The organism is Paraflavitalea soli (assembly GCF_003555545.1).
In the GTDB taxonomy this organism is placed as follows: Bacteria; Bacteroidota; Bacteroidia; order Chitinophagales; family Chitinophagaceae; genus Paraflavitalea; species Paraflavitalea soli.
Genome location: NZ_CP032157.1, coordinates 5385544 through 5409941, shown reverse-complemented (window position 1 = coordinate 5409941; position 24398 = coordinate 5385544). Strand labels below are relative to the sequence as shown.

General features: G+C 48.2%; 24 protein-coding genes. 16 read left to right on the top strand and 8 right to left on the bottom strand.

Annotation, left to right across the window (positions count from 1 at the left end):
* Window positions 1–7 precede the first annotated feature (7 nt).
* Window positions 8–349 (bottom strand): tunnelling fold family protein, encoded by a 342-nt coding sequence (locus tag D3H65_RS20290; RefSeq protein WP_119052062.1) that lies wholly within the window; start codon window positions 347–349, stop codon window positions 8–10.
* A gap of 571 nt (window positions 350–920) precedes the next feature.
* Between D3H65_RS20290 and D3H65_RS33215 the strand changes: the two genes are divergently transcribed.
* The 7 genes from D3H65_RS33215 to D3H65_RS33325 all read left to right on the top strand — a co-directional run bounded on the left by D3H65_RS33215 (window position 921) and on the right by D3H65_RS33325 (window position 7047).
* On the top strand, window positions 921–1520 hold the full coding sequence (locus D3H65_RS33215; RefSeq protein WP_211345523.1) for a fasciclin domain-containing protein: 600 nt from the start codon (window positions 921–923) through the stop codon (window positions 1518–1520).
* Window positions 1478–1891 (top strand): fasciclin domain-containing protein, encoded by a 414-nt coding sequence (locus D3H65_RS33210; RefSeq protein ID WP_211345522.1) that lies wholly within the window; start codon window positions 1478–1480, stop codon window positions 1889–1891. The genes D3H65_RS33215 and D3H65_RS33210 overlap by 43 nt, the downstream gene beginning before the upstream one ends.
* Before the next feature lie 93 nt (window positions 1892–1984).
* Complete coding sequence (locus D3H65_RS20280; RefSeq protein ID WP_119052061.1) at window positions 1985–3013, top strand: sensor histidine kinase; 1029 nt, start codon at window positions 1985–1987, stop codon at window positions 3011–3013.
* A 4-nt stretch (window positions 3014–3017) separates the two neighbouring features.
* Window positions 3018–3773: a LytR/AlgR family response regulator transcription factor gene (locus D3H65_RS20275; RefSeq protein WP_119052060.1), complete on the top strand. Its 756-nt coding sequence runs from the start codon at window positions 3018–3020 to the stop codon at window positions 3771–3773.
* A gap of 25 nt (window positions 3774–3798) precedes the next feature.
* On the top strand, window positions 3799–5292 hold the full coding sequence (locus D3H65_RS20270) for a phytoene desaturase family protein (protein ID WP_119052059.1): 1494 nt from the start codon (window positions 3799–3801) through the stop codon (window positions 5290–5292).
* Complete coding sequence (locus tag D3H65_RS20265) at window positions 5276–6112, top strand: phytoene/squalene synthase family protein (RefSeq protein ID WP_119052058.1); 837 nt, start codon at window positions 5276–5278, stop codon at window positions 6110–6112. The genes D3H65_RS20270 and D3H65_RS20265 overlap by 17 nt, the downstream gene beginning before the upstream one ends.
* Window positions 6109–7047, top strand: a complete 939-nt coding sequence (locus D3H65_RS33325) for a tryptophan-rich sensory protein (RefSeq protein ID WP_245999544.1) — start codon at window positions 6109–6111, stop codon at window positions 7045–7047. The genes D3H65_RS20265 and D3H65_RS33325 overlap by 4 nt, the downstream gene beginning before the upstream one ends.
* A 2-nt stretch (window positions 7048–7049) precedes the next feature.
* Here D3H65_RS33325 and D3H65_RS20255 read toward each other — a convergent pair whose 3' ends face one another.
* Window positions 7050–7727, bottom strand: coding sequence for a TetR/AcrR family transcriptional regulator (locus tag D3H65_RS20255; protein ID WP_119052057.1), 678 nt, complete (start codon window positions 7725–7727; stop codon window positions 7050–7052).
* Window positions 7728–7870: 143 nt separating this feature from the next.
* On the opposite strand from D3H65_RS20255, the gene D3H65_RS20250 reads away from it, so the two are divergent.
* From D3H65_RS20250 to D3H65_RS20240, 3 genes are read left to right on the top strand one after another with little or no spacing between them, the layout of a single operon-like run.
* Window positions 7871–9553: a peptidase domain-containing ABC transporter gene (locus D3H65_RS20250; protein WP_119052056.1), complete on the top strand. Its 1683-nt coding sequence runs from the start codon at window positions 7871–7873 to the stop codon at window positions 9551–9553.
* Between the two features lies 1 nt (window position 9554).
* Entirely contained in the window at window positions 9555–10907 is a 1353-nt protein-coding gene (locus D3H65_RS20245) for an HlyD family secretion protein (RefSeq protein ID WP_119052055.1), read from the top strand.
* Entirely contained in the window at window positions 10904–12319 is a 1416-nt protein-coding gene (locus D3H65_RS20240; protein WP_162915736.1) for a TolC family protein, read from the top strand. The genes D3H65_RS20245 and D3H65_RS20240 overlap by 4 nt, the downstream gene beginning before the upstream one ends.
* A 53-nt stretch (window positions 12320–12372) precedes the next feature.
* On the opposite strand, the gene D3H65_RS20235 is transcribed toward D3H65_RS20240, so the two are convergent.
* From D3H65_RS20235 to D3H65_RS20225, 3 genes are read right to left on the bottom strand one after another with little or no spacing between them, the layout of a single operon-like run.
* Window positions 12373–13344: an ABC transporter permease gene (locus tag D3H65_RS20235; RefSeq protein ID WP_245999543.1), complete on the bottom strand. Its 972-nt coding sequence runs from the start codon at window positions 13342–13344 to the stop codon at window positions 12373–12375.
* Between the two features lie 16 nt (window positions 13345–13360).
* Window positions 13361–14377, bottom strand: coding sequence for an ABC transporter ATP-binding protein (locus D3H65_RS20230; RefSeq protein ID WP_119052052.1), 1017 nt, complete (start codon window positions 14375–14377; stop codon window positions 13361–13363).
* A 13-nt stretch (window positions 14378–14390) separates the two neighbouring features.
* Entirely contained in the window at window positions 14391–15224 is an 834-nt protein-coding gene (locus D3H65_RS20225) for a COG1470 family protein (RefSeq protein ID WP_245999542.1), read from the bottom strand.
* A gap of 209 nt (window positions 15225–15433) precedes the next feature.
* Here D3H65_RS20225 and D3H65_RS20220 point away from each other — a divergent pair, with 209 nt between their 5' ends.
* The 6 genes from D3H65_RS20220 to D3H65_RS20195 all read left to right on the top strand — a co-directional run bounded on the left by D3H65_RS20220 (window position 15434) and on the right by D3H65_RS20195 (window position 22674).
* Window positions 15434–15724 (top strand): hypothetical protein, encoded by a 291-nt coding sequence (locus D3H65_RS20220; RefSeq protein ID WP_119052050.1) that lies wholly within the window; start codon window positions 15434–15436, stop codon window positions 15722–15724.
* A 227-nt stretch (window positions 15725–15951) separates the two neighbouring features.
* On the top strand, window positions 15952–16233 hold the full coding sequence (locus tag D3H65_RS20215) for a co-chaperone GroES (RefSeq protein ID WP_119052049.1): 282 nt from the start codon (window positions 15952–15954) through the stop codon (window positions 16231–16233).
* A gap of 26 nt (window positions 16234–16259) precedes the next feature.
* A complete protein-coding gene (gene groL, locus D3H65_RS20210; RefSeq protein WP_119052048.1) occupies window positions 16260–17888 on the top strand; it encodes a chaperonin GroEL in 1629 nt (542 codons plus the stop codon).
* A 268-nt stretch (window positions 17889–18156) separates the two neighbouring features.
* Window positions 18157–20517, top strand: a complete 2361-nt coding sequence (locus tag D3H65_RS20205; RefSeq protein ID WP_119052047.1) for an ABC transporter permease — start codon at window positions 18157–18159, stop codon at window positions 20515–20517.
* Between the two features lie 37 nt (window positions 20518–20554).
* Window positions 20555–20920, top strand: a complete 366-nt coding sequence (locus D3H65_RS20200; RefSeq protein ID WP_211345521.1) for a nuclear transport factor 2 family protein — start codon at window positions 20555–20557, stop codon at window positions 20918–20920.
* Between the two features lie 65 nt (window positions 20921–20985).
* Window positions 20986–22674, top strand: a complete 1689-nt coding sequence (locus tag D3H65_RS20195) for an RluA family pseudouridine synthase (RefSeq protein WP_245999541.1) — start codon at window positions 20986–20988, stop codon at window positions 22672–22674.
* A gap of 17 nt (window positions 22675–22691) precedes the next feature.
* Here the strand turns inward: D3H65_RS20195 and D3H65_RS20190 are convergent, their stop codons facing one another.
* The 3 genes from D3H65_RS20190 to D3H65_RS20180 all read right to left on the bottom strand — a co-directional run bounded on the left by D3H65_RS20190 (window position 22692) and on the right by D3H65_RS20180 (window position 24397).
* On the bottom strand, window positions 22692–23192 hold the full coding sequence (locus D3H65_RS20190; protein ID WP_119052045.1) for an SRPBCC family protein: 501 nt from the start codon (window positions 23190–23192) through the stop codon (window positions 22692–22694).
* On the bottom strand, window positions 23189–23515 hold the full coding sequence (locus tag D3H65_RS20185) for an ArsR/SmtB family transcription factor (protein WP_119052044.1): 327 nt from the start codon (window positions 23513–23515) through the stop codon (window positions 23189–23191). The genes D3H65_RS20190 and D3H65_RS20185 overlap by 4 nt, the downstream gene beginning before the upstream one ends.
* A 117-nt stretch (window positions 23516–23632) precedes the next feature.
* Window positions 23633–24397, bottom strand: a complete 765-nt coding sequence (locus tag D3H65_RS20180; protein WP_119052043.1) for a response regulator transcription factor — start codon at window positions 24395–24397, stop codon at window positions 23633–23635.
* Window position 24398 lies beyond the last annotated feature (1 nt).

Here is a 24398-nt window from a genome sequence, read left to right as displayed (position 1 = left end):
GGCAAAGTTAATAAACAGTGGCCATGCCTGCATAACGCAAAAACTCTTCTTTTACGGCTGCATTGCCGAACTTGCCTCCGTAAAAAGAGGTCACATACATCCTGGCTAGCCGTAAAGGCGTGCCACGCAGGCTGTCATCAGTGAGGTCGAGCCCCAGGGTTTCCATCAGCTGCCTGAACAGCCCTTCAATCTTCTTTACCTTCTCTACATTATCCATATCAAATGCGCCGGGGCGTAAAGGGGTATCATCCGATGTAGACAAATGATTGTCACCCATTTCCATGACCGCTTCACTCAGCATAAAATCCTTACCTGCACAAAGCGCGGCCGCTTTTTTGCCATTTTGCATGAAATTTATTTTTATTAACAAATTAAAGGTATGCTTATTTTGTTCAACTTTTAATTAAATTTGTTGAACAAAATAATTTAGCCTTTGCTGCACGCCCTGCAAACGCATCAGTTGTCTTTCATTTCGGTTACCAGGAGGTTGCAGTCCTGTTCAATCAAAAAATGACTGCATGAAAAAGGTACGGCTCATACTGGAAGATCAATTAAACTACCGGCACAGCTGGTATAAGACTGGTCGTTGCTGGAAAAAAATCCACGGATAGGCATGGTGTACAACACATGGGATAAAATGCAGCCCGCAGCAAAAGCATCACTGCTGCAGCAGGCAGCAATCTACGGGGAACAAATAGAAGAATTGTGGCAGCTTTACACAACACCTGTCAAACTGTAGACAACGATAAACAAAATGACAGCTCTTTTTATAGGGATTTGCTGATGAGAAATAAACGATGAAGACAATCGACGGTTCGCTCCGGATTTGTGATGGTTCACTCCGGCAGTCAATCTATCGGCAAGATTTAAGCTATATAATAACGGTAACACCGTTAATAAATATGCTTAAAAAATCATTTATGAAATCTGCACGTTTAGTCAGCAAAGTTTTATTGGTAGCAGTATCGGCAAGTGCACTTGCCATGACCGGATGCAAGAAAGATGATGATGACAAACCGGTACAAAGGAACATCACGGAAACAGTCGTGAACGATCCGCAGCTTACGCTGTTGGAAGCAGCCGTGGTAAAGGCCGGACTTGCCAATACATTGGCAACGACAGCCAACCTTACGGTATTTGCACCGGATGACGCGGCCTTCAGGCAGGTAGACCTGAATGGTGATGGAACGCCCGACCTGGATACGGAAGCGAAGATCAATGCGCTCGATGCCAATGGCGTGGCCTTGCTTACAACAGTACTGCAATACCATGTATTGGGTTCGAAAGTGATGGCGGCAGATGTACCGGCCGGCCCCAATGCACCCATTACCACCCTGGGCGGCAAACAGGCATTCGCCACGCGCAACAGTGTTGGCGTATTCATCAACGGGGTGAAAGTGAAGAAAGGAGATGTAAGTGCCACCAATGGCATCATACATATTGTAGACCGGGTATTGATACCACCGGCAGGAACATCGTGCAAACAGCTTCGGCCAATCCCAATTTCACCTACCTCGTAGCAGCGGTACAGCGCGCGGGTACTGATATTGTCAATGCATTAACGGCCGCAGGTCCGCTCACGGTATTTGCGCCCACCAACCAGGCGTTCATCAATGCAGGCTTCCCGACAATTGCATCGATCCAGGCAGCCGATCCCAATGCGCTCAAGCCAATACTCCTGTATCATGCAGTAGGCGCGCGGGTATTTTCATCGGACCTGACAGAAGGTGCGCAGCCCACCACCGCAGGGGGTGGTAAAGTGACAATAACGCTTAGTGGAGGAGCTAAGGTAAAAGGCAACAGCAATCCGTCTGCATCCAATATCGTAGCAACAGATATTGTGACCACCAATGGCGTGATCCATGTAATCGACAGGGTGCTGTTACCTTGATACAAGAATTGATCCTTATAGTTGAAAACCTGGGAGACAACTACAGTTATCTGTAGTTGTCTCCTCTTTGTTGAACACTAATTGGAAGATAGCATGTTTACACATCCCTACAGATATCTCTTTATAGTATTGTTGTCGGCCTACGCCTACATCAATACTGTGCTGTGCGAAGTGTACCGCTACTTCCATATCGAGGTGGCATGGTACCACGCATTGCTGACCGTGGTATTGATCACCTGGATTACCTGGGAAGGGAACCGGCTCATTGAAAAAGGGGTAATGAAACGCTTTCCACCACAGGAACAGCGGATAGCATACCTCGCAGTATTTTTTGCAGGAGGAATAGGAGTTGCCTGCATAGCGGCCACGCTGGTGGTCTATGGAATGGGCGCCCTGGTGTACAGTTATTCCTTCCGGCAGTATGAAATGCCGCTGAAGCTGAACCTGATCTATGCAGGCCTTATCAACCTGTTCTTCCACCTCCTCAACATGATCCTGTTCTTCTTCAGGGAATACCGGATCAAATACACAGAAGCGGAAGAGCTGAAGCGCATCAGCACACAGGCACAGCTACAGGCCATCAAAAGCCAGGTGAATCCGCATTTCCTGTTCAACAACCTGAACGTGCTGTCGGGCATGGTGATCAAAGACAACCCCGGGGCCAACCGGTTTATAGAAGAGTTTTCTAAAGTATACCGCTACATACTCAAGAGTCAGGATAAAGAACTGGTGGAGCTTGAAAAAGAACTGGCATTCATCAAGCCCTATGTTTACCTGCTGCAACAGCGGTACCCGGATGGATTGAAAGTGGACATCGGCATTCCTGAACAGTATTATGATTGTTACATCATACCGGTAGCCCTGCAAATGCTGATAGAGAATGCGATCAAACACAATGTCATCTCAAGCAGCAGTCCGCTGCACATAGAAGTGCTGGCGAATGGCGGAGGCATACTGACGGTGCGAAACAACCGGCAGCCCCGGCGCTCGGTTGAACAATCCAACAGGATCGGGCTCAACAACATCGCCAAAAGATATGAGCTGGTATGTGGCAGGCAGATAGGGATACACAAGACGCAGGAAGTATTTGAAGTGCAATTGCCGTTGCTTCAATTAAACTGACTATATGAAAGTACTGATCGTAGAAGACGAATTGCTGGCCGCCAAACGCCTGCAGCTGATGACCGGGCAATACGACCCGGGCATTACGGACGTACAATGCACTGAAAGTGTGTGGGAAACGATTGCCTGGCTGGAAAACAATCCGGCTCCGGACCTTATCCTGTCGGACATCCAGTTGTCGGACGGCCACAGTTTCGAAATATTCCGTCGTGTGGCCTACAAAGGGCCTGTCGTATTCACGACAGCCTACGACCAGTATGCCATGGAAGCATTCCGGTTATTCAGCATCGACTACATCCTGAAACCGGTAACGGCAGAAGCGCTGGCCAAAGCATTTGACAAATACAAACAGATCGTAACGCCGCATGTAGACTACCAGCAGGTATTGCCAAGGGTGCAGCAGGTGGCCGGAGAACGATACAAAACGCGCTTTCTGGGACGCATCGGGCAACGCCTGCAGTTTGTGAATGCGGAAGACGTGTCTTTCTTCCAGGCGGACAATAAGATTGTATACCTAACTGATAAACAGGGCGTACGATACCTCATCGATTACACGCTGGAAAAGCTGGAACAGCTGCTCGACCCGCAACTATTCTTCCGGCTCAACCGGCGGTACATCGTACGATACTCGGCCATTGAATACATCAAACCGCACCTCAACAGCCGCCTTAAATTAATGGTAAGAGGAGGAGGGCTACAAGAAGAATTCATCATCAGCCGCGAAAGAGTAGCGGAATTCAGGGCCTGGGCAGAAGGATAAAATACAGGAAGGGCAATATACACCAATGAAGAAAAAAATAGCGATCATAGGAGCAGGAATATCAGGATTATCGGCAGCAGCCTATACGGCCAAGGCTGGCAATGAAGTACATGTATTTGAAAAGAACAGTACACCTGGTGGCCGTGCCAGGCAGTTCAAAACAAACAATGGATACAGCTTCGACATGGGTCCAAGCTGGTATTGGATGCCTGATATTATCGAAGGCTTCTTCAAAGACTTTGGATACGCAGCTAAAGACTTTTACAAATTAATACAGCTCGACCCGCAGTTCGAAATGGTCTTTGCCGATGGTAAACTCACTGTACCCAACAATTACAACGCGCTGAAAGAACTGTTTGAAGGAACAGAGCCCGGCGCCGGAATAAAGCTGGACGCCTTTATGAAAGCCGCCCGCTACAAATACGAAGTGGGCATGCAGCAATTTGTACACAAGCCTTGCCACTCCTGGTGGGAATTCGTTACGCCACAGATCGCCGCCAGCGCATTGAAATTAGACCTGCTGTCCAATTTCCGCAGCTATGTAAAAAAATACTTCACGCATCCGAAGCTGATAACACTGATGGAATTTCCGGTGATATTCCTGGGTGCTGCGCCGCAGAAAATTCCTGCCCTTTATAGCCTCATGAACTATGGCGGATATGCCCTCGGCACGGCCTATCCAATGGGTGGGTTTTATGAACTTGTGCTGGCCATGAAAAAAATAGGAGAAGAGCAGGGCGCCCGCTTCTACTTCAACCAGCCGGTAGAACAGATCTGCGCAGGAGGGGGTAAAGCCACCTCGCTCATCGTGAATGGCGAAGAACTATATTTCGATGCGATCATCGCATCGTCTGACTATCACCATACGGAAACGCTGTTGGATACGCCCAACCGGAATTACAAGGAAACCTACTGGCAAACGAGGACCTTTGCCCCGTCGTCACTCATCTATTATCTCGGCTTCAACAAACGCCTTCCCAACCTGCAGCACCATACGTTGTTCTTTGAGCATGACCTCGACGGCCATATCGATGATATCTACAATGACAAGCAATGGCCGCAGCAACCGCTGTTCTATGCCTGCTGCCCTTCCAAAACAGATGCCGGCGTAGCGCCCGCCGGGCATGAGAACCTGTTCCTCCTGATGCCGCTTGCCACAGGGCTTGAAGACGAGGAAGTGATCCGTGAACAATACTTCAAACAAATGATTGGGAGAATAGAGAAAGCTACGGGCGCGCACAACCTGGTTGATAACATAGACTATAAACGGAGCTATTGCGTGCGCGATTTCGTAAACGACTACAATGCTTATCAGGGCAATGCCTACGGACTGGCCAACACGCTGTCTCAAACTGCAGTGCGTAAACCGGCCATCAGAAACAAAAAACTCAGCAATCTTTTTTACACGGGTCAGCTCACGGTACCCGGGCCGGGCGTGCCCCCATCGATCATTTCGGGGAAAATTGTTGCAAAAGAAGTAAATAAACTTAAAAGATTCAGTTTTGAAAGCGCTATTTGATGAACTGTCCAGGCAAGTAAGTAAAGCCATTACCCAAAAGTACAGCACCAGTTTTTCTATTGGGATACTGGCATTGGATACATCGATCCGGCCCGCCATTTATGCTATCTACGGATATGTAAGATTGGCAGATGAGATTGTTGACAGCTTCCACGACTACAACAAACAACTCCTTCTCGAAAGATTCAGCGAACAAACCTGGCAGGCGCTCGACGAAGGCATTTCACTCAATCCGGTGCTGCAATCATTTCAGGAAACGGTACGTCAATACAAGATTGGCAAAAACCTCATTGAGCAGTTCCTCCGCAGCATGCAGATGGACCTGACGCCGATGGACTACAATACGGAACGCTACAAAGAATACATCCTTGGTTCTGCGGAAGTGGTAGGGCTGATGTGCCTGCAGGTATTTGTTGAAGGCGATGAGGAAGCATACAGCAGGTTAAAACCCTATGCCATGAAGCTGGGATCAGCATTCCAGAAAGTAAATTTTCTGAGGGACCTTAAAGACGACTACCAGATCCTCGGACGTACCTATTTTCCCAATATCGAAATGGGGATGTTCGACAACCAGATCAAAACGTCGATAGAAGAAGACATAGAAAGTGAATTCAGGGAAGCGCTGATTGGCATTAAGAAGCTGCCCGCTTGCTCGAAGTTTGGAGTGTACCTCGCTTACAAGTACTACCTGTCGCTATTCAAAAAGATCAAACGTACGCCGGCTCAGTGCATCATGAAAGAGCGCATCCGGATACCCAATACCCAAAAATTATCGCTGATGATGAGCAGCTATCTGCAATATAAAATGGCAGTACTATGAACGCACTGATTACCATAGGAACATTTATACTGATGGAAGGCGCCACGTGGTGGATCCATAAATATATAATGCACGGCTTTCTGTGGATGCTGCACAAAGATCATCATGACCACAGTCATGAAGGTGATTTCGAGCGCAATGATCTGTTCTTTGTCATCTTCGCAATTCCCACGATAGTATTATTTTATACAGGCTCACAACAGGGCTTCAACTACCTGTTTTACATGGGCCTCGGTATATTGCTGTACGGCCTTGCCTATTTCTTTGTACATGATATCTTCATCCACCAGCGGGTACGTTTTTTGCGTAATACGAAAAACGCCTATCTGCTGGCAATCCGGCGTGCACATAAGCAGCACCATAAACATGTGAACAAAGAGCAAGGAGAATGTTTCGGATTTTTGTTTGTACCGCTTAAATTCTTTAAAATGTATTTTAAAAGAAAACAGCTCATTCGCACGCAACCCAGGGAAAAATGGCCGTTGGTACTGCTGAGCCTTGCTTTGCCACTCGTGGTAGGAGGAGTGGCGGGCGCAGTTACCGCTCAAAACGTACGCGAATGGTACCCGCAGCTCAATAAACCGTTCTTTACGCCGCCCAACGCTTTGTTTGCTCCGGTATGGACGGCCCTGTACCTGCTAATGGGTATTTCATTATACCTCGTACTGAGGCAGGCGCCAACAACTGCACGAAAAAACGCAGTAATCCTTTTTGGGGTACAGTTGTTCTTCAATTTCTGGTGGAGCATTATTTTCTTTCAGTTTCACCTGATCGGGCTGGCGCTTATCGACATTGTACTATTATGGAGTTCCATAATATGGATGATAAGCCTGATTTATAAGGTTTCGCGCCGGGCGGCCAACCTGCAATGGCCCTATCTTGCCTGGGTAAGCTTCGCCACTGCGCTCAATGCATCGGTATGGTACCTGAATTGAGATCAGTCCTTCTTCAATGAACTGAAAACCAGGTTTTGAAGGAACTGAGCTACGCCGGTGTCATCCTTGTCTTGCGCAAAATCAGTTAAGGAAGGCAGGTTCTTTTTGAAAAAGAACTGGTAATGGGCCATTTCAAGCAGCGTGCTTGAAAGTGATCTTGGATACTTATAAGAAGCATTGTATTCGCTGAAGATGTCGGCGATCCTGCCACACAGGTCTTTATAAGGCTTGAAAAAACGGTCCTTGTTGTCTTGGGTCACATGCCTGGTGAGATAGGATTTGCTGCCCTCGGTAATAGCGATCTGGTAGAGCTGATTCCTGTCGATATGGGTAAAAGTAAATTGGTCAGCCAGCTGGAAGGTCAGCAATTTAATCACCACCATGATCTTATCCTTCGGCGATCTCACATTATTGGTATGGTATACAAGCTGGTATTCCAGCCAGGTCCACAACCAGGAAATGATATAAGTCAGCAGCTTGTGTTTATTCTCAAAATAGCGGTATATGCTGGCTTCGGTCGTTCCGATCTCTGCTGCCAGTTTTTTGAAGGTAAAATCCTCGAATCCAACTTTATGGATCATCCTGATGCTATGCCGGATAATATTGCGGCCAAGCGGAGATTGCTCCGGGTCGCGTAAATACAGCTTGGGATTCATCTTGATCTGCAACTGGAATTCCATACAGCAAAAATAGAATTCTAATTGAAATCTAATCCTGGCCGGGGTATATTTTTACAATCTTTTATGATAGTATTACTATTATCTATAAAAGCATTGTATTTATATTTGCGCAAAATAATACGATCAGTATTAACCGACGGAAAATGGCAGACAAACCTGTTTCACTGGTAAGATCTCTGTTGAAGCTCAACAGGATCTTAATGCTCGAACGAAAAGATTTTGCGGCGGCATGTGTATTCGCGCTGCTCGCGGGCCTGGTTCAACTATCCCTGCCCCTTGGCATCCAGTCCATTATCAGCTTTGTATTGGCGGGCACCATTTCCACTTCCATCATAGTGCTGATCGGGATGGTGGTCTTCGGCGTATTTATCAATGGGCTGCTGCAGGTAAGGCAGCTGCAGATCATCGAAAAAGTAAAGCAGAAGCTCTTCGTGAGGTATTCACTCGAATACAGTGACCGGCTTCCTAAACTGAACATTGAAAAGCTCGACCACGAATACCTGCCTGAAGTGGTCAACAGGTATTTCGACAGTGTATCACTCCAAAAAGGCATCGACAAGCTTATGATAGACCTGCCCGCTGCAGTAATACAGGTGGTGCTTGGCCTGCTGCTGCTTTCGTTCTATCATCCTGTCTTTATCGTATTTGGATTGGTGCTCATCACCATTGTATTCACCATCATACGGTTTACTTCCACGCAAGGGCTCCAAACGGCCTACAGGGCAAGCAACTTTAAATACGCGGTAGCAGCGTGGCTACAGGAGATTGCCCGCTCGATCAAATCCTTTAAGTATACGAAAGGAACTTCGCTCCACATGAACAAAACAGACAACCTGGTCAGTGATTACCTCGCTTCGCGCACCAGCTATTTCAGCATCCTGCTCACTCAGTTCTGGAGCCTTATCTCCTTTAAAATAATCATTACGGCGGCCATGCTGATCATTGGCGCCTACCTGCTCGTCGATCAGCAGATCAACGTTGGCCAGTTCATTGCTGCAGATATTGTCATCATTGCCATAATAGGCTCTATCGAAAAACTGATCATCAACCTCGATACGGTATACGATTCGATCATCTCAGTAGAAAAGTTGAGTGAGATCACAGAAGCAGAGACTGAACAAAGCGGGCAGCTTGAGCTACCGGTAAAAAATGAAGGGGTATCGATAGCATTTGACCAGGTAACTTTTGCTTATGGCAATAATAAACCCGTGTTGAAGAACATAACGTTTTCCATCGGCGCAGGCAATATGGTGCAGATCAAAGGCATATCGGGATCGGGCAAATCTACTGTGCTCAGGCTGCTGACAGGGGCCTTTAAAAATTATACGGGCAATATTTTGCTCAACAAGGTACCTGTGGGCAACTACGAGGTAAGCAACCTCCGCAGAAACACGAGCATTTTGCTGGGTAGCCAGGATATCTTTCAGGGATCCCTTTGGGAAAACATTACGATGGGCAATGGCACAATCAGCATACAGCAGGTAAATGAACTTTGCGAAATAACGGGGCTTACCCAATTTGTAAAATCCCTGCCCCAGGGTTACGATACGCACATGTTGCCGGTGGGTAATAAGCTCGCTGAAAATGTGCGCAGGAACATACTACTCATAAGGGCGGTGGTGGCAGAACATAGGCTGATGTTGCTCGAAGATCCGTTTGCGCACCTGCTGCCGGAAAACAAAAGCAATATGATCAGCTACATCAGGAAAAATACGGAATCAACGATATTGATCGCCTCGCACGACGAAACGCTTGGCCAGTACTGTGATCAGGTTATAGAATTGAGCACGGAAGGAGAGGTGTTGAGTATCAAAAACAAGGCATAAAATGAACACGTATCTACAGTCCGATATACATAGCATCGCTGCGCAAAGCAAGCTTCGTTCCTTTTCAAACATCTACCTGTTTTACAGGAGCAGCCGCATGAAAAAATGGTTGTGGGGAATGTTCATACTATTGGTGGCGGTACTCTTCCTTCCCTGGACACAAAACATCAGGGCAAGAGGCACCGTCACGACGCTGCGGCAGGAGCAACGCCCGCAACAGGTAAACACGCTGATCGCCGGCAGTATCGTCAAATGGCATATCAAAGAGGGGGATCTTGTAAAAGCGGGTGATACTTTATTGCAATTGGGTGAAGTAAAAGTCGAGTATTTCGATCCGCAGCTGCTCAAAAGAACACAGGAGCAGATCACTGCCAAACAACAAACGATGGAAAGCTACCGCAATAAAGCGGCAGCGACAACAACACAATCCAGGGCGCTTGAACAGGCACGGGAACTAAAATTACAATCGCTGGACAACAAGATCGCCCAACAGCAATTGAAGATAAAGACGGAAGAGGCAGACCTCGCCGCAGCTGCCAACGAGCTTGAAGCATACAAAAGACAGATAGAAGCAGCACGCATCATGCTCGACAGTGGCGCGATATCACTGATCGATTTCGAAAAAAGAAAAATAAACTACCAGAACGGGTTTGCCAAATGGAACAGTGCAGGCAATAAACTAGAGCAGAGCAAACAGGAAATGACCAATCTCCGTATTGAGCAGCAGGCCACGCTGCAGGATTATGCGGATAAGATAGCCAAAGTAAGTGGCGACAGGTTCTCATCGTTGTCCGACGCGGCCAGTACGGAAGCAGAACTGCTGAAGCTGCAAAATCAATTGGCCAATTATGACGCACGCAGCAAGCTGTACTACATTATAGCGCCCCAGAGCGGACAGATCACCAAGGCGAGGAAAGCAGGCATTGGAGAGTTTATCAAAGAGGGTGATATGATCGTGGAGATCGTACCCGATAAAATACAATATGCCATTGAGCTTTTTGTAAAACCGATGGACCTGCCCCTGGTCAACAAAGAACAAAAGGTAAGATTTGTATTCGATGGGTTTCCGGCCATAGTATTCAGCGGTTGGCCCGGTGGCAGTTATGGTACATTTGGAGGAAAAGTTGTCGCCGTCGAAAATTCGGTCAGCGCGAATGGCAAGTTCCGGATCCTGGTGGTAGAAGACAGTAGCGATAGGAAATGGCCGGCGCAGTTGCGCATAGGCGGAGGGGCAGAAGGCATTATGCTCTTGAAAGATGTACCGGTTTATTACGAATTGTGGAGGAACATAAACGGGTTTCCACCGGAATATTACCAGGCAGAAACAACAGTACCCAAAGAGAAGAAACTATGACACGTATGCTGTTTAAAAACATTTCGGTTACGCTCCTTGTGTTGTGGACCTGTCGCGGCGTTGCCTCTGCACAGGATAAACAGCTGTTGACAGAAGAAACATTTGTTCAGCAGGTAAAGCAATACCACCCTGTAGTAAAACAGGGGGACCTGCTTACTCAAAAAGCGGAGGCAGATCTGCTCACTGCGCGGGGCGCCTTCGATCCGGTATTGGACGCCGCCACCAGCGCTAAAACACTCGATGGGGTTGACTATTACCAATATACAAACCCCGAACTAAAAATTCCCACAGGCACGCCCATCAATCTGAAAGCGGGATATGAAAAAAGTAATGGGCAATACATCAATCCCGAACGCACGAAAGGAGTAGCCAGCTACATCGGCATCGAAATACCCTTGCTGAATGGATTGCTTACCGATAAAAAGAGAACTGCACTGCGGCAGGCCGGTATATACAGGCAGCTCAATACACAGGAGCGCCTGTTGATGATCAATGACCTGCTGTTCGATGCACGGTCGGCCTATTGGGAATGGGCAGGGGCATGGTATCTGTACCGGGTTTATACCAATTACATAGAAATCGCTGATAAAAGGACCATGCTCATCAGTTTGTCCTTTAAACATGGTGACCGCGCCATGGCCGATACCATGGAAGCACGGGCACAGCTACAAAACATTAAACTGATGCAGGCAGGGGCACTGGCGGAGTTGAATAAAAAAATAGTGGACCTGTCGGCGTTCCTCTGGACGGCGGATGAAACACCTTATCTGCTACCGGAATCATTTGTGCCAGATACCCTGGCATTGGCGACGATACAGCCACTGCCGGACACAGCGGTCCTGGTAGCCGGTGTTGGCAACGCCCATCCGGCTGTCCAGGCAGCCCGTTATAAACTCGGCATTCTCGAAGCGGAACGCAAACTGAAACGGCAAAACTTTCTGCCGGTCGTAAACCTGCAGGCCAACCTGCTTAGCAAAGATTACTATCAATACAAGAATGTATCCTGGCCCTACCTGGAAAACAACTATAAGCTTGGCTTCAATGTAAAGTTGCCTCTTTTATGGCGGCAGGAAAGGGGCGAATACAAAAATGTGCTGATCAAGATCAGGGACAACAACCTAGAGTTGCAAAAGAAGCAATGGGACCTGCAGAATAAAATAAGAAAATATTACACTGAAACGGTTCAACTGCAGCACCAGTTACAGGCTGCCCGGGAAATGAACAGCGCCTATACGTTCCTGCTGAAAAATGAAGAATTGAAGTTCACGCAAGGGGAAAGTTCACTTTTCCTGATCAATGCGCGAGAAAACAAAATACTTGAAATACAGCAGAAAGTAATAGAGCTTCAGGTCAAATACCGCAAAGCAACCTATGCTATTCAATGGGCGGCAGGATCGCCGGCAGCACAATAAATCTATTGAAAAGCTGCCAACGATGCCGGCTGGATGACAAAATATAACAACTGTTAACTGCGTAATTCACGCCTCATAAACCAGTAATAAGTTAGCGTAAAACAGACGGCTATGGCTGCCACAAGACCACAAACCTGTGGCCAAACGATCAGCAGGCTTTCCCTGAAAGGCAGGGGCTTCGGTATAGCGCCGGCCATTTGTTCAACTGTCAAGGGCCCCAGACTGCGTACGGAAGGCATCAATAAGGTGGTTGTGGCATCTGTATACAACTGGCTTGGAGCAAGGCGCAACAGGTCCAGCAGCAGGTTATTGTACCAAAGCACATCGGCTTCGGAAAGGTATACGGGGTCCGGGAAAAAGGCTTTCACGACCATACTGATAACGATCCGGTAAAAGATGGTAAAGAACAACCAAACGCCAATGGCGGTAAGGGCGGATGTGGTGGCCTGTCGAAACTTCACCGAAAACAAGATAGACAGGGCAAGCCAGAAAGCTACATACAATACAGAAAGCAACACAAAGCCCAGGATACGGAGAAATTCCTCCGGCTCGGGCAGTACACCGGTGATCAGCAGTCCCGCGCCGACCATTAGCAGGGCCAAAGACAGAAACAAAGCAGCTACGATCGTGAGGGAACCCAGGAATTTGCTCAACAGCAAATGGTCACGGTAAACAGGTTGTGCCATGAGCCGTGTGAGGGTGCCGTTATTCTGTTCTGCATTGATGGCGTCAAAACCAAGGCTGATGCCCAGCAGGGCACCCAGGAAGCTGACGAAAATGTGGAAAGTTGGCAGGGAACCATCAGAAGTGGTCAGGAGTTTAAGGTAAAGGAATAAACGGTCGGGATCGTTTTCATTGGCCACAGCAGCCTTTACATTTGTCAGTGACACATACATGGTCGCAATAAAAGTAAGCAGCAGCAAGACCAATAGTACGATAAAACGCCAGCTGCGGATATGGTCTGCCACCTCCTTACGCACCATAATGCCAAGGGCACCAGGCTGCCTGCGGGCAGGATTAACCATAGTTTTGAACCAGCTGCTATTTTTTAACCTTCCGGAAAAAAGTCCGTTGAAATAAACCGCTGGATTTGCCATCCTTTTCATAATCGGTTATATTATTTTCAAAATAACGTTGATAGATCTCTTCGAGGCCATATTCCTTTTTATGGACGCCCATGATATCGATTTCTTTACCTACAAAAAAGCGTACAAGGTCTGGCGTCATATTCCGAGAGGAGCTTACCTGGATGGTAAGGCCGTCGATTGTAACATTTTGTACGCCCGCCATAGCCTGCAGGGCAGGTAACAGGTCCGAATGAGGCGGCGGCGCTGCTGCCAGGGTGATACGGGTAACAAAGTGGTCAGCTGAAAACAGCTGTCGCGAGAGCGTTTCCACATCGCCGTCTGCCAGTAATCTGCCGCCTACAAAGATGCCCACGCGATCACAGACCTGCTGCACCTGGTAGAGATGGTGAGAAGACAACAGAACGGTAATTCCCTGCTCACGGCTAAGTTGCCTGATAAGCCCAAGGAAATCCTTTACCCCGCTGGGATCGATGCCCAGGGTTGGCTCGTCGAGGATAATGACGGCCGGCTGCCTGATCAGTACATCAGCGAGGCCAAGCCTTTGCTTCATGCCACGGGAATAGGCTCCGGCCTTCCTGTACATGGCATCACCCAATCCTACGAGTTCCATCATATCGCGGGCGCGGTCCTTTACCTCACTCTCTGGTACGCCGCTAAGGCGGGCGATATAAAGAAGGTTGTCGATAGCGGTCATGCTGTCGTAAAAGCCCACATTGTCGGGCATGTAACCAACTTTTCGTTTCACAGCTATCGGATGGGTAGTGGCATTGATACCACATACTTTGGCAACACCTGAGGTAGGTTCTGTAAGTCCCAGCATCATCAGGATGGTGGTAGTCTTTCCGGCCCCGTTAGGTCCAAGCAGGCCATAGATCTCGCCCGGCCTGATCTGCAGGTCGAGCTGATCGACAGCCTTCAATGAACCGTAGCGTTTTGTCAATCCTGCCAGTTCAATGATAGGTTGTTCCATAAGTTGAGGTAAGTTATCTTCTTCCGTATTTTCTGATCAATGTGTAAATAACTGCAACGGCTGCCAGGATAACGAGTACGCCCATCCATCCGGCCAGCCACGAGGTGGTGACGGTGGTGCGGAACAGGGCGGTAGCATTGGTATTGTTATTGCGGGCGGAGAAAGTAGTCACATAATCACCGGCAATGGTTTTCTCCGGGACCTTCAGGTTGGCAACCACATCGATGCTTTTGCCGGGCTCCAGTCTTTCTACTTTGGCAGGTTCAAACAGGGCGTCCCATTTGGCAGGGGCCTGCGCAGCAAGTTCCAGCCCTTCCAGTGGCAGTGTACCGGTGTTCCTGAGCGTGAGATGGATAGATTCGCGTTTTCCCTCGGTGATCTCGCCGCTGAGCAGGCCGGTGGGAGTAGTTAACTCCATGCCATAAGATCCTTTTACTACGGCTTCGAGCTTCAGGGACAGGGTATCGGATTCGCCAGTTGCCGTTACCGGGATTGGATACGTTCCCGGCTTCGCATCAGGGGTCGGTGTCAATTCGATGGTAATGTCCTGCGTACGGTTCGAATCGGCCTTGAAAGAAGTTACCTGCATGCCGTCAACGCGGAAAGCCAGGTTCCACCCGGCAGGCATATCGGCGCGGAAGGTGTAGATGATGGCGCGTGGGGTGGAATTGTGCAGGGAGGCGTTGAACCGGAAGGTCTCTTTGGCAGTTGCCTCCAGGTTGATCAGCCGTGCTGTAAATGTCGATGGATTACTCTGAGATGTCTTGCCGCGCGATGGCGGGATGAAGGAAGAAAGGGAAAAGAGGATGGCCGGAACAAGCAATGAGCCTATATGGCGGCCCTGCATTCGCTTTGGTTTAGAATGAAGCGCTAACATAAAATTAATAAATAGAATTTAAGTATTCATTAATAATGGTAAAGCTACTTTCGCAAAAAAAGGCGGAGCTAAATTAAGGAGTGCATTTTTTTTCACCAAATGTATGCGACATTTTTTCTGCTTCCCTTTTCCGGCACTAAACTTGAAACCGCCATTTTATGGATTAAAACATTACCTGTATGGAAAGCACCTTTTATATACAGTTCAACGTAAAAACACAGGAGGGGCTGCAAAGCTACGGCCGTTTCGACATTGGTAATGACAGTGAGGCAGCGGCAAAAATATTCCATCAGTTGAAAGGTAGTCCGGATGTTAACGAACACAATTTTCTGTCGCTGGAGCTGATGGAGACAGTCAAAGGGCTTCCCGTCAATTTGCAAATAATCAGCTGCACGCTCGATGAGTTGGCCTATAATTGCCGGGTTATCAGTAAAGAGGTCTTCAACCAGGCCAATATCAAATTGCCATAACCTGTATACCGTGGAACAACAACCGGCTGCCAGGCGCAGGCCTGTGAAAAAATGACAAATTGCTTACGCGCTTCAGCTGTCAAAATTTCTCTCCCGCTGTCATTTTTTTAGAAAGAACGCTGAAACTTTCGATTGGCACACAGGTTGAGGGCGCCATTATAGGCTACACCAGCCGCTAAATTGGCCAACATGCATGGCTTTGTTTAAACAATTCAAAATCATCAATCATGGCAAACAATTTAAAGGCAGTTCCATTACACGACCGCGTGATCATTAAACCTGCTAAAGCAGCAGAGAAAACAACAGGGGGAATTATCATCCCCGACACGGCAAAAGAAAAACCGCTTACAGGCGTCGTACTTGCTGCCGGCCCGGGTAAAAAAGATGAGCCGGTTACCGTGAAAGCAGGTGACCTTGTGCTATTCGGTAAATATGCCGGAACAGAATTCCGCTATGAGAACGAAGAATTGCTGATCATGCGGGAAAGTGACATTCTTGCGATCGTGTAATCGGTAAAAAAATTAAATTAAAGTTTATGGCAAAACAACTTTTTTTTGACCTCAACGCCCGTAATAAAATGAAAAATGGCGTTGACATTTTGGCAAATGCGGTAAAAGTAACATTAGGTCCCAAAGGCCGCAACGTAGTCATCGGGAAGAAATTCGGGGCACCAGCTGTCACCAAAGACGGTGTTAGTGTGGCAAAAGAGATCGAATTGGAAGATCCCATCGAAAACATGGGGGCACAAATGGTAAAAGAAGTGGCGTCCAAAACGGCTGACATTGCCGGGGATGGAACAACTACAGCTACCGTATTGGCACAATCGATCATTGCAGAAGGACTCAAAAATGTGGCGGCAGGCGCCAATCCCATGGATCTGAAAAGGGGTATCGACAAGGCTGTAATAGCCGTAGTGGAAAACCTGCGCGGGCAGTCTCATACCATTGGTAATGATGATGCAAGGATCCGGCAGGTAGCAACGATTTCTGCCAACAACGATGAAACGATCGGCGGGCTGATTGCGGAAGCGTTTGGCAAGGTTGGCAATGAAGGAGTTATAACTGTGGAGGAAGCTAAAGGTACGGATACCACCGTGGAAGTAGTTGAAGGGATGCAGTTTGACCGCGGATATATTTCACCCTACTTTGTAACTGATACGGCAAAAATGCAGGCTGTGCTGGATAATCCCTACCTCCTGTTATGTGACCGGAAAGTATCTTCGATGAAAGACCTGCTTCCTGTGTTGGAAAAAACAGCACAAACTGGCCGCCCATTGCTTATTGTGGCTGAAGACCTGGAAGGTGAAGCATTGGCCACATTGGTCGTGAACAAGGTACGCGGCACATTGAAAGTTGCTGCGGTGAAAGCGCCTGGCTTCGGCGATCGCCGGAAAGAGTTATTGCAGGATATTGCGATCCTTACAGGCGGTACGGTTATAAGTGAAGAACAGGGGTATAAGCTCGACGCTGCTGATCTCAACCTGCTCGGCTCTGCGGAATCGATCACGGTGGATAAAGACAATACGGTGATCGTAGGTGGTAAAGGAGACAAGCAGGCCATCCAGGCGCGGATCACACAGATCAAAGGGCAGGTAGCAAACACCACGTCGGATTACGATAAAGAGAAACTACAGGAACGATTGGCTAAACTCACGGGGGGAGTGGCCGTACTCTACATCGGCGCGGCCACTGAAGTAGAAATGAAGGAGAAAAAAGACCGGGTTGACGATGCGCTGCACGCAACCCGGGCTGCTATCCAGGAAGGCATTGTGGCGGGCGGTGGTACAGCCTATATACGTGCAATAACATCGCTCAATTCCCTGAAAGTTACTAATGAGGATGAGCAAACAGGCGTGGGGATCATAAAAAGAGCACTGGAAGAACCGTTGCGCCAGATAGTACAAAACAGCGGGCAGGAAGGCAGCATTGTAGTGCAAAAAGTAAAAGAAGGGGAGAAAGACTTTGGCTTCAATGCCCGGACAGGTACTTATGAACGGCTGCTGCAGGCTGGCGTCATTGATCCCACTAAAGTATCCCGGATAGCCATAGAAAACGCGGCCTCTATCGCTGCGCTGTTACTTACTACGGAATGTGTAGTTGCTGACAGGCCCAAAAAAGAAGTGGCGGCAAGCCCGGCTTCCGGAGGTATGGACATGGAGTATTAGAAAAGTGGAGATCGATAAAAATAATGGCAAGTCTGGCGTCAATGCCCGAGGAGAGGCAGGCATTGGCTGAAAAGGCCCCGGTAAGTCCGGGGCCTTTTTAAGTAACCGCCAACGAGCCTGTTGATAGGACATTGCAGGGATAAGTTCCGGACACCATACGTATCAAAAACGTACAATGACTGATCTTATCTAATTAATAATTGGCTAATTGCTAAGTGGTTAACAAAGTGGCATCTTTTTTCGGGACATCGGGTATAATCATCAGCCCATGTTCCGAAACTATCTCAAGATCGCGCTACGCAGCATTTTACGGCACAAAGCCTATTCCATCATCAATATTTCAGGACTTGCCATTGGGATGGCTTCCAGCATTCTGATCCTGCTGTGGGTACAGCATGAGCTGAGTTATGACAAATGGCATCAACGGGCGGCCCGGATATACCGGATCAATTCAGCTGCCGGCGATTTTAAGACGGCGGTAACGGCAGCGGGTATGACGGAGGGCTTTCAATCGGCGATGCCGGCGATCAGGAATACGGTACGCCTGGTTGGTCCCCGCCATTCCTTGTTTTCAGTGGGTGACCGTAAGTTCGAAGAGAACAAGGTATTCTATGCAGACAGCAGTTTCCTGGATATGTTCTCTTTCCGACTGGTAAAAGGAGATGCGAAGACGGCGCTGCAGCGTCCCGATGGTATGCTGATCACGGAGGAAATGGCGGCCAGGTATTTTGGAAAGGAAGATCCGATCGGTAAGGTGGTACGCAAGAGCAATAACCGTGATGTAGTGGTGACGGGTGTACTGGCCAATATTCCTTCCAACTCGCATTTACAGTTTGATTTTATGCTACCGATGTCTTCTCCTGAACAGCGTCGTGAGCTTACGGATAATCCATGGGACAATTTTACCTTTTACAGTTATATCCAGCTGGATGAGCATTTCGCTGCCACACCGGCTGCGCTCGCAGACCTGGCGGGCCAGATGAATAAGGTCTTCAAACAGCATAATACGGGGATCAAGATCGATTTTACTTTACAACCGTTGACCCGCATTCACCTGCATTCGAATTTACAGATAGACCTGGCGGGTGGCGGCAATGTGCAGTATGTGAATATATTTTTTATCGTGGCCATTTTCATTATGGTGGTGGCCTGTATCAATTTTATGAACCTGGCCACCGCGCGTTCGGCACGCCGGGCAAAGGAAGTGGGCTTGCGTAAAGTGGTGGGCGCGGTGCGGCGGCAACTGATCATGCAGTTCCTGGGCGAGGCGCTGCTGATCTCTTTCTTCTCGCTGTTGGTGGCGCTGCTGGTCGTATGGCTGGTGCTGCCTTCTTTCAATGAACTGGCGGGCAAAACGCTGATCGTGAATTTGTGGGATGGCAAACTGCTGCTCACGCTGCTGGGTATTGCTGTTGCCACGGGGCTTATCTCGGGCAGTTATCCGGCGCTGTTCCTGTCGGGATTCCGGCCGGTGAAAGTATTGAAAGGCAACCTGCGCGGCCTGAGCGGCAACCGGCTGTTCCGTAATACGCTGGTGGTGGTGCAGTTTGTGGTATCGATCGTACTGCTGATCGGGACGATCGTTATTTACAATCAATTGCGCTATATCAAGAACAGGAACCTGGGGTATGAAAAAGAGAACCTGTTGTGCATGCCCATGAAGGGAGAACTGTGGAATAAGAAGCAGGCATTGTATGATGCGTTGGCAAAGGACCCGGCCACGGACCAGTTTACGGTTACGTCGGACCTGCCTACAAATACGACCAGCGGTACGATCAATGTGGACTGGCCGGGCAAGGACCCCAGGCTACAGATCGTATTCCCTTCGCTGGATGTGAGCGAAAGCTATTTCGACATTTTCCACATGAAGCTGCTTGGGGGCCGTGCTTTCTCGAAATCATTCAACGATAGCTCCAATTATATCCTCAATGAAACGGCGGCCCGCACCATGGGTATGACGGCTGCCAGCGCGATAGGGCAACAAATAACTTTTCAGGATACGAAGGGTACGATAGTGGGCGTGGTGGCGGATTTCAACTTCAAGCCCATTCAACGGACGATCGAACCGCTGGTGATGCGGTTGAACAGGTGGGGCGGTATTGTAGTAGTAAGGACGAAGCCCGGGGCTACGGAGGCCACCATCAAAAGTCTTGGTAAGATCAGTCAGGCATTGGAGCCTGCCTATCCTTTTGCGTATAATTTCCTGGACCAGGACCTGGCGAATCAGTATAAAGGGGAGCAGCAGATGGGCAGCATTTTCAATTTGTTTGCGTTGCTGGCGGTCTTTATTTCCTGTCTTGGTTTGTATGGCTTGTCTGCTTACATGGCGGAACAAAGGACGAAAGAAATAGGGGTGCGCAAGGTGCTGGGGGCCTCGTTGTTCAATATTGTGCGGTTGTTGTCGGGGGACTTTACCCGTTTGATCGTGATTGCTATGGTGATCGCTATTCCGCTGGCGCGGTGGGCGGTCAATCAATGGCTGACCAGTTTTGCGTATCATATACAGGTGGGCTGGGGCGTGTTTGTGCTGGCACCGCTGGCGGCCCTGGTGATAGCCTGGATCACGGTGAGCTATGAATCGATCAAGGTAGGGGTGGCGAACCCGGTGAAAAGTTTGCGGTCGGAGTGAGGGAAACAATTTCCATTCACCACTTAACTGAAGTGTTATGACTAAAGAAGAGATGATTACCAATCAAGCGTTGATTAAAAGTGCTTATGCTGCTTTTAATGCCCGGGATATTGATGCGATACTGCAGGTGATGCATCCGGCGGTGAAATGGTCCAAGGCCTGGGAAGGTGACTATGCCAACGGACATGCTGAAGTAAGGGCCTATTGGGAACGGCAATGGAAGGAGATTGACCCGACGGTAACGCCGGTTGGTTTTCGTGAAAGAGAAAACGGCACGTTGGCAGTGGAAGTGGACCAACTGGTGAGGGACCTGGAAGGGAAGCTGTTATTTGATGGAAAGGTGAACCATATCTATGTGATCCATGATGGCCTGCTGGAAAAGATGGATATTGAATTGCGGTGATGGGGCACTGCAAGCTATTTGCGCCGGGAATGTGGTACTTTTGCGGCCTAAATGAATGCAAGCACTTGAGAGCGAACAGCGGGAGCAGGATCTCTTATTTTTTGGAGGAGGCGATACGTGGCATTGGATTACCAGCACGGTTTACTTTTCCTTTTTATTATGCGCCACATCCTTTGGCCATCATAGCGGCTACTGAGCTGCAGCAATACCTGGAAACGCAAACACACCTCGATCATAATTTTGGCCTGGATGCCGACGCGGAAGGAATGGCGATCGGCAAAATGTTTGGCGTGCTGGTGGTGCAGGATAGGGAAGGGAAACTGGGTTATCTCTCTGCTTTCTCGGGTAAACTGGCGGACTCTAATGATCACCCGGAGTTTGTGCCGCCGGTTTTCGATATGTTGGCTGAAGACAGTTTTTTCCTCCAGGGAGCAGCCATCATTAATACGATCAATGCGCGCCTTGAAGCCATTGAGTCGGACAAAAAATACCAACAACTACGGCTGGACCTTGAACGGTTCACCACACAATCGCTGCAGGAAACAGGGGCTTTGCGGAAACAATTAAAAAGTAATAAAGAGGGGCGGAAGCAGGTGCGTGAACAGGAACGGAATAAACTGGGCGCGCAGGATTATGCCGCATTGGAAGCGGACCTCATTAGGCAGAGTCTGCATGATAAACGTGCGCTGAACCTACTCACCAACCAATGGGAGCAGGTGCTGGACGAGACGCGGACAGGATTGGCGCCCTTTGAACAAGCCATCGATCTTTTAAAAAATGAGCGTAAGGAAAGATCGGCGGCCCTGCAGGAGCAGCTTTTTGAACAATATATGTTTTTGAACAAAGACGGAAAAAACAAAAGTCTGCAGGATATCTTTAGTCTGACAGCTTTTGGTAAACCGCCTGCGGCAGCCGGTGAATGCGCTACGCCCAAGCTGTTGCAATTTGCCTTTGCGAACGGTTATAGACCACTTGCCATGGCAGAGTTTTGGTGGGGGGCTCCACCAAAATCGGAGATCAGAAAACATAAGCAGTATTACCCGGCCTGCACGGGTAAATGCAAACCTATCCTGGCACATATGCTGGAAGGCATGGCGGTGGATGAAAATCCATTCTTACATATCGCTGAAGCAAGCAGTGCCCTGGAAATAGTGTATGAAGATGACAGCCTTATTGTCGTGAATAAACCAGCCGGATTACGTTCAGTGCCGGGCGTGGATATACAGGAGTCTGTTTATACCAGGCTACAATCTCTATTGGGCGATGCAGAACCGCTGATGGTGCACCGGCTGGATATGGATACGTCGGGACTGCTGGTGGTTGCCAAAACGCCACAGGCTCACAAGCATATACAACGGCAATTTTTGCAAGGCACGGTGCGCAAACGCTACCGGGCATTGCTTTCCAAAGTCATTGACAAGCCGGAAGGGGAGATCGACCTTCCACTGAGCGCTGATCTGTACAACCGGCCAAGGCAACTGGTTTGTTTTGAAACCGGGAAGAAAAGCATTACCCGGTGGAAAGTGATCAAAAGATACGAAAGCACGACCAAGGTTGATCTTTGGCCGCTTACGGGAAGAACGCACCAGTTGCGTATGCATTCGGCGCATGCACTGGGGCTTAATGCACCCATTGTTGGTGACGATCTTTATGGTACGGTATCAGAAAGGATGTACCTCCATGCTGCGCACCTCGAATTTATGCACCCCAGGACGAAAGAAAAGATCAGCTTTGAGGTGGAAGAAGGATTTTGAGCGCTATCAGGGGCAGCTCATTTGTTGGATAAGGTTGATAGCAGGTTTTCCAGGTTTGTCATTGACATAGCATATCCTTCTTTGAAGCCCATTTCAATCATCTTCTCCAAACGGGCAAGGGATTCATTATAGATAGTAATACTGACTGTTGTCTTGCCGTTCTGTTCGCTAAACGTGTAATCCCAATCAGAGCCCGGTAATTCAGGGTTTTCATCTTTGTCGGCAAAAGCATTAAACATTTTGAAATTGGTTTTCGGGGTAATGGAAGTATACTTCTGAATTGCCCAACGCTCTTGTCCTTCGGGGCTTACCATGGCATAAAATCTTCGTCCGCCCACTTTGAAATCCATAAATTTTGTTTTTGATGACCAGGGTTTGGGCGCCACCCATTGGTCCAGTATCTCTGCTGTGGTAAAAGCCTCCCATACGAGTGAAAGGTCTGCATCAAATTCCCTGTTTATGAATACTGTTTTAGTTGCTTTATCGAGGGTAAAATCAAATAGCAAATTGTTGGTCATTTTCTTTGTTTTTTTAGTGTTGATAATACTTTGTCGAGTTGATTGAATTGGGTTTCCCAGATTTTCCGGAATTGGTTAAGCCATTTATCAATCTCTTTCATTTTTTCAATATCCAGCAGGTAGTAAATTTCCCTGCCTTGCTGTTCCTGTTTTACCAGTTCGCATTCTGTCAATATTTTAATATGTTTTGATACAGCCTGCCGGCTGCTATTAAAATGTTCGGCGAGGGCATTGGGGGTCATTGCCTGTAAGGCGATCAGGGAGATGATTGCGCGCCTGGTGGGGTCGGCAATGGCCTGAAAGATATCTCTTCTTGTTTCCATGTTGTATCATTTGCAACTATCTGGTTGCAAACGTACGTGCAATTATCTGGTTGCGCAAATTTATTTTCTCCCGCAGCAAAAACAACCCTGCTGTAATCAGCGGCTCGCTATATTTCTTTACTTTCTTGGGAGTGACTGGAAGTACGCTATTGGGGTCATTTTAAAGTACTTCTGAAAGTTGCGGCTGAAAAGGCTTTGGGAACTATATCCTACCATCCTGGAGATCTCGTATAGGGTATGTTCATTTTCAGCAATTAAGCCGGCGGCTTTTTTCAGACGGGTGATATCGACCAGTTCTTTGGGTGATAAGGATGACAGTGATTTTATTTTACGGTAGAAGGTGGTGCGGCTCATAAACATATGTTCGGCCAGCATGTCGATCTCAATATTCGGATCTTTGATATTGTCCTTTATGAATTCGTCGAGTTTTTTCAGAAAGGCTTCATCGGTTTTTGAATGGGCCATGACGCCTACATCATCAAATGGGGAACTGGCGAAATGGTCTTTTATTTTGCGACGGTTCCTGAGGAGGTTGGCAATCTGTACCTGCAATAGTTCGGAAGAGAAAGGCTTTTGTATGTATACATCTGCACCTACTTCCAACCCTTCTATATGGGCTTTATAAGTGTTTTTGGAGGTTAGCAGGATGATGGGGATATGGCAGTATTCCACATTGGATTTCACCTGGCGGCATAGTTCAAAGCCGTCGATACCCGGCATCATGATGTCGGATATAATGAGGTTGATCACTTCATTGTCTAAAATAGTGCGGGCCATTTCTCCGTTGGAGGCAAGATGCAGTGTGTAGGTATCGCCTAAAACCACGGATAGGAAGTCCTGTATATCTGTGTTGTCGTCAACAATAAGGATACTGTCTGTCATA

What these genes read in the sequence shown, in the direction of transcription:
- D3H65_RS20290 (WP_119052062.1), bottom strand. Translation starts at nt 349, where the DNA reads ATGCAAAATGGCAAAAAAGCGGCCGCGCTTTGTGCAGGTAAGGATTTT.
- D3H65_RS33215 (WP_211345523.1), top strand. Translation starts at nt 921, where the DNA reads ATGAAATCTGCACGTTTAGTCAGCAAAGTTTTATTGGTAGCAGTATCG.
- D3H65_RS20280 (WP_119052061.1), top strand. Translation starts at nt 1,985, where the DNA reads ATGTTTACACATCCCTACAGATATCTCTTTATAGTATTGTTGTCGGCC.
- D3H65_RS20275 (WP_119052060.1), top strand. Translation starts at nt 3,018, where the DNA reads ATGAAAGTACTGATCGTAGAAGACGAATTGCTGGCCGCCAAACGCCTG.
- D3H65_RS20270 (WP_119052059.1), top strand. Translation starts at nt 3,799, where the DNA reads ATGAAGAAAAAAATAGCGATCATAGGAGCAGGAATATCAGGATTATCG.
- D3H65_RS33325 (WP_245999544.1), top strand. Translation starts at nt 6,109, where the DNA reads ATGAACGCACTGATTACCATAGGAACATTTATACTGATGGAAGGCGCC.
- D3H65_RS20255 (WP_119052057.1), bottom strand. Translation starts at nt 7,727, where the DNA reads ATGGAATTCCAGTTGCAGATCAAGATGAATCCCAAGCTGTATTTACGC.
- D3H65_RS20250 (WP_119052056.1), top strand. Translation starts at nt 7,871, where the DNA reads ATGGCAGACAAACCTGTTTCACTGGTAAGATCTCTGTTGAAGCTCAAC.
- D3H65_RS20245 (WP_119052055.1), top strand. Translation starts at nt 9,555, where the DNA reads ATGAACACGTATCTACAGTCCGATATACATAGCATCGCTGCGCAAAGC.
- D3H65_RS20240 (WP_162915736.1), top strand. Translation starts at nt 10,904, where the DNA reads ATGACACGTATGCTGTTTAAAAACATTTCGGTTACGCTCCTTGTGTTG.
- D3H65_RS20235 (WP_245999543.1), bottom strand. Translation starts at nt 13,344, where the DNA reads ATGGTTAATCCTGCCCGCAGGCAGCCTGGTGCCCTTGGCATTATGGTG.
- D3H65_RS20230 (WP_119052052.1), bottom strand. Translation starts at nt 14,377, where the DNA reads ATGGAACAACCTATCATTGAACTGGCAGGATTGACAAAACGCTACGGT.
- D3H65_RS20225 (WP_245999542.1), bottom strand. Translation starts at nt 15,224, where the DNA reads ATGCAGGGCCGCCATATAGGCTCATTGCTTGTTCCGGCCATCCTCTTT.
- D3H65_RS20220 (WP_119052050.1), top strand. Translation starts at nt 15,434, where the DNA reads ATGGAAAGCACCTTTTATATACAGTTCAACGTAAAAACACAGGAGGGG.
- D3H65_RS20215 (WP_119052049.1), top strand. Translation starts at nt 15,952, where the DNA reads ATGGCAAACAATTTAAAGGCAGTTCCATTACACGACCGCGTGATCATT.
- groL (WP_119052048.1), top strand. Translation starts at nt 16,260, where the DNA reads ATGGCAAAACAACTTTTTTTTGACCTCAACGCCCGTAATAAAATGAAA.
- D3H65_RS20205 (WP_119052047.1), top strand. Translation starts at nt 18,157, where the DNA reads ATGTTCCGAAACTATCTCAAGATCGCGCTACGCAGCATTTTACGGCAC.
- D3H65_RS20200 (WP_211345521.1), top strand. Translation starts at nt 20,555, where the DNA reads ATGACTAAAGAAGAGATGATTACCAATCAAGCGTTGATTAAAAGTGCT.
- D3H65_RS20190 (WP_119052045.1), bottom strand. Translation starts at nt 23,192, where the DNA reads ATGACCAACAATTTGCTATTTGATTTTACCCTCGATAAAGCAACTAAA.
- D3H65_RS20185 (WP_119052044.1), bottom strand. Translation starts at nt 23,515, where the DNA reads ATGGAAACAAGAAGAGATATCTTTCAGGCCATTGCCGACCCCACCAGG.
- D3H65_RS20180 (WP_119052043.1), bottom strand. Translation starts at nt 24,397, where the DNA reads ATGACAGACAGTATCCTTATTGTTGACGACAACACAGATATACAGGAC.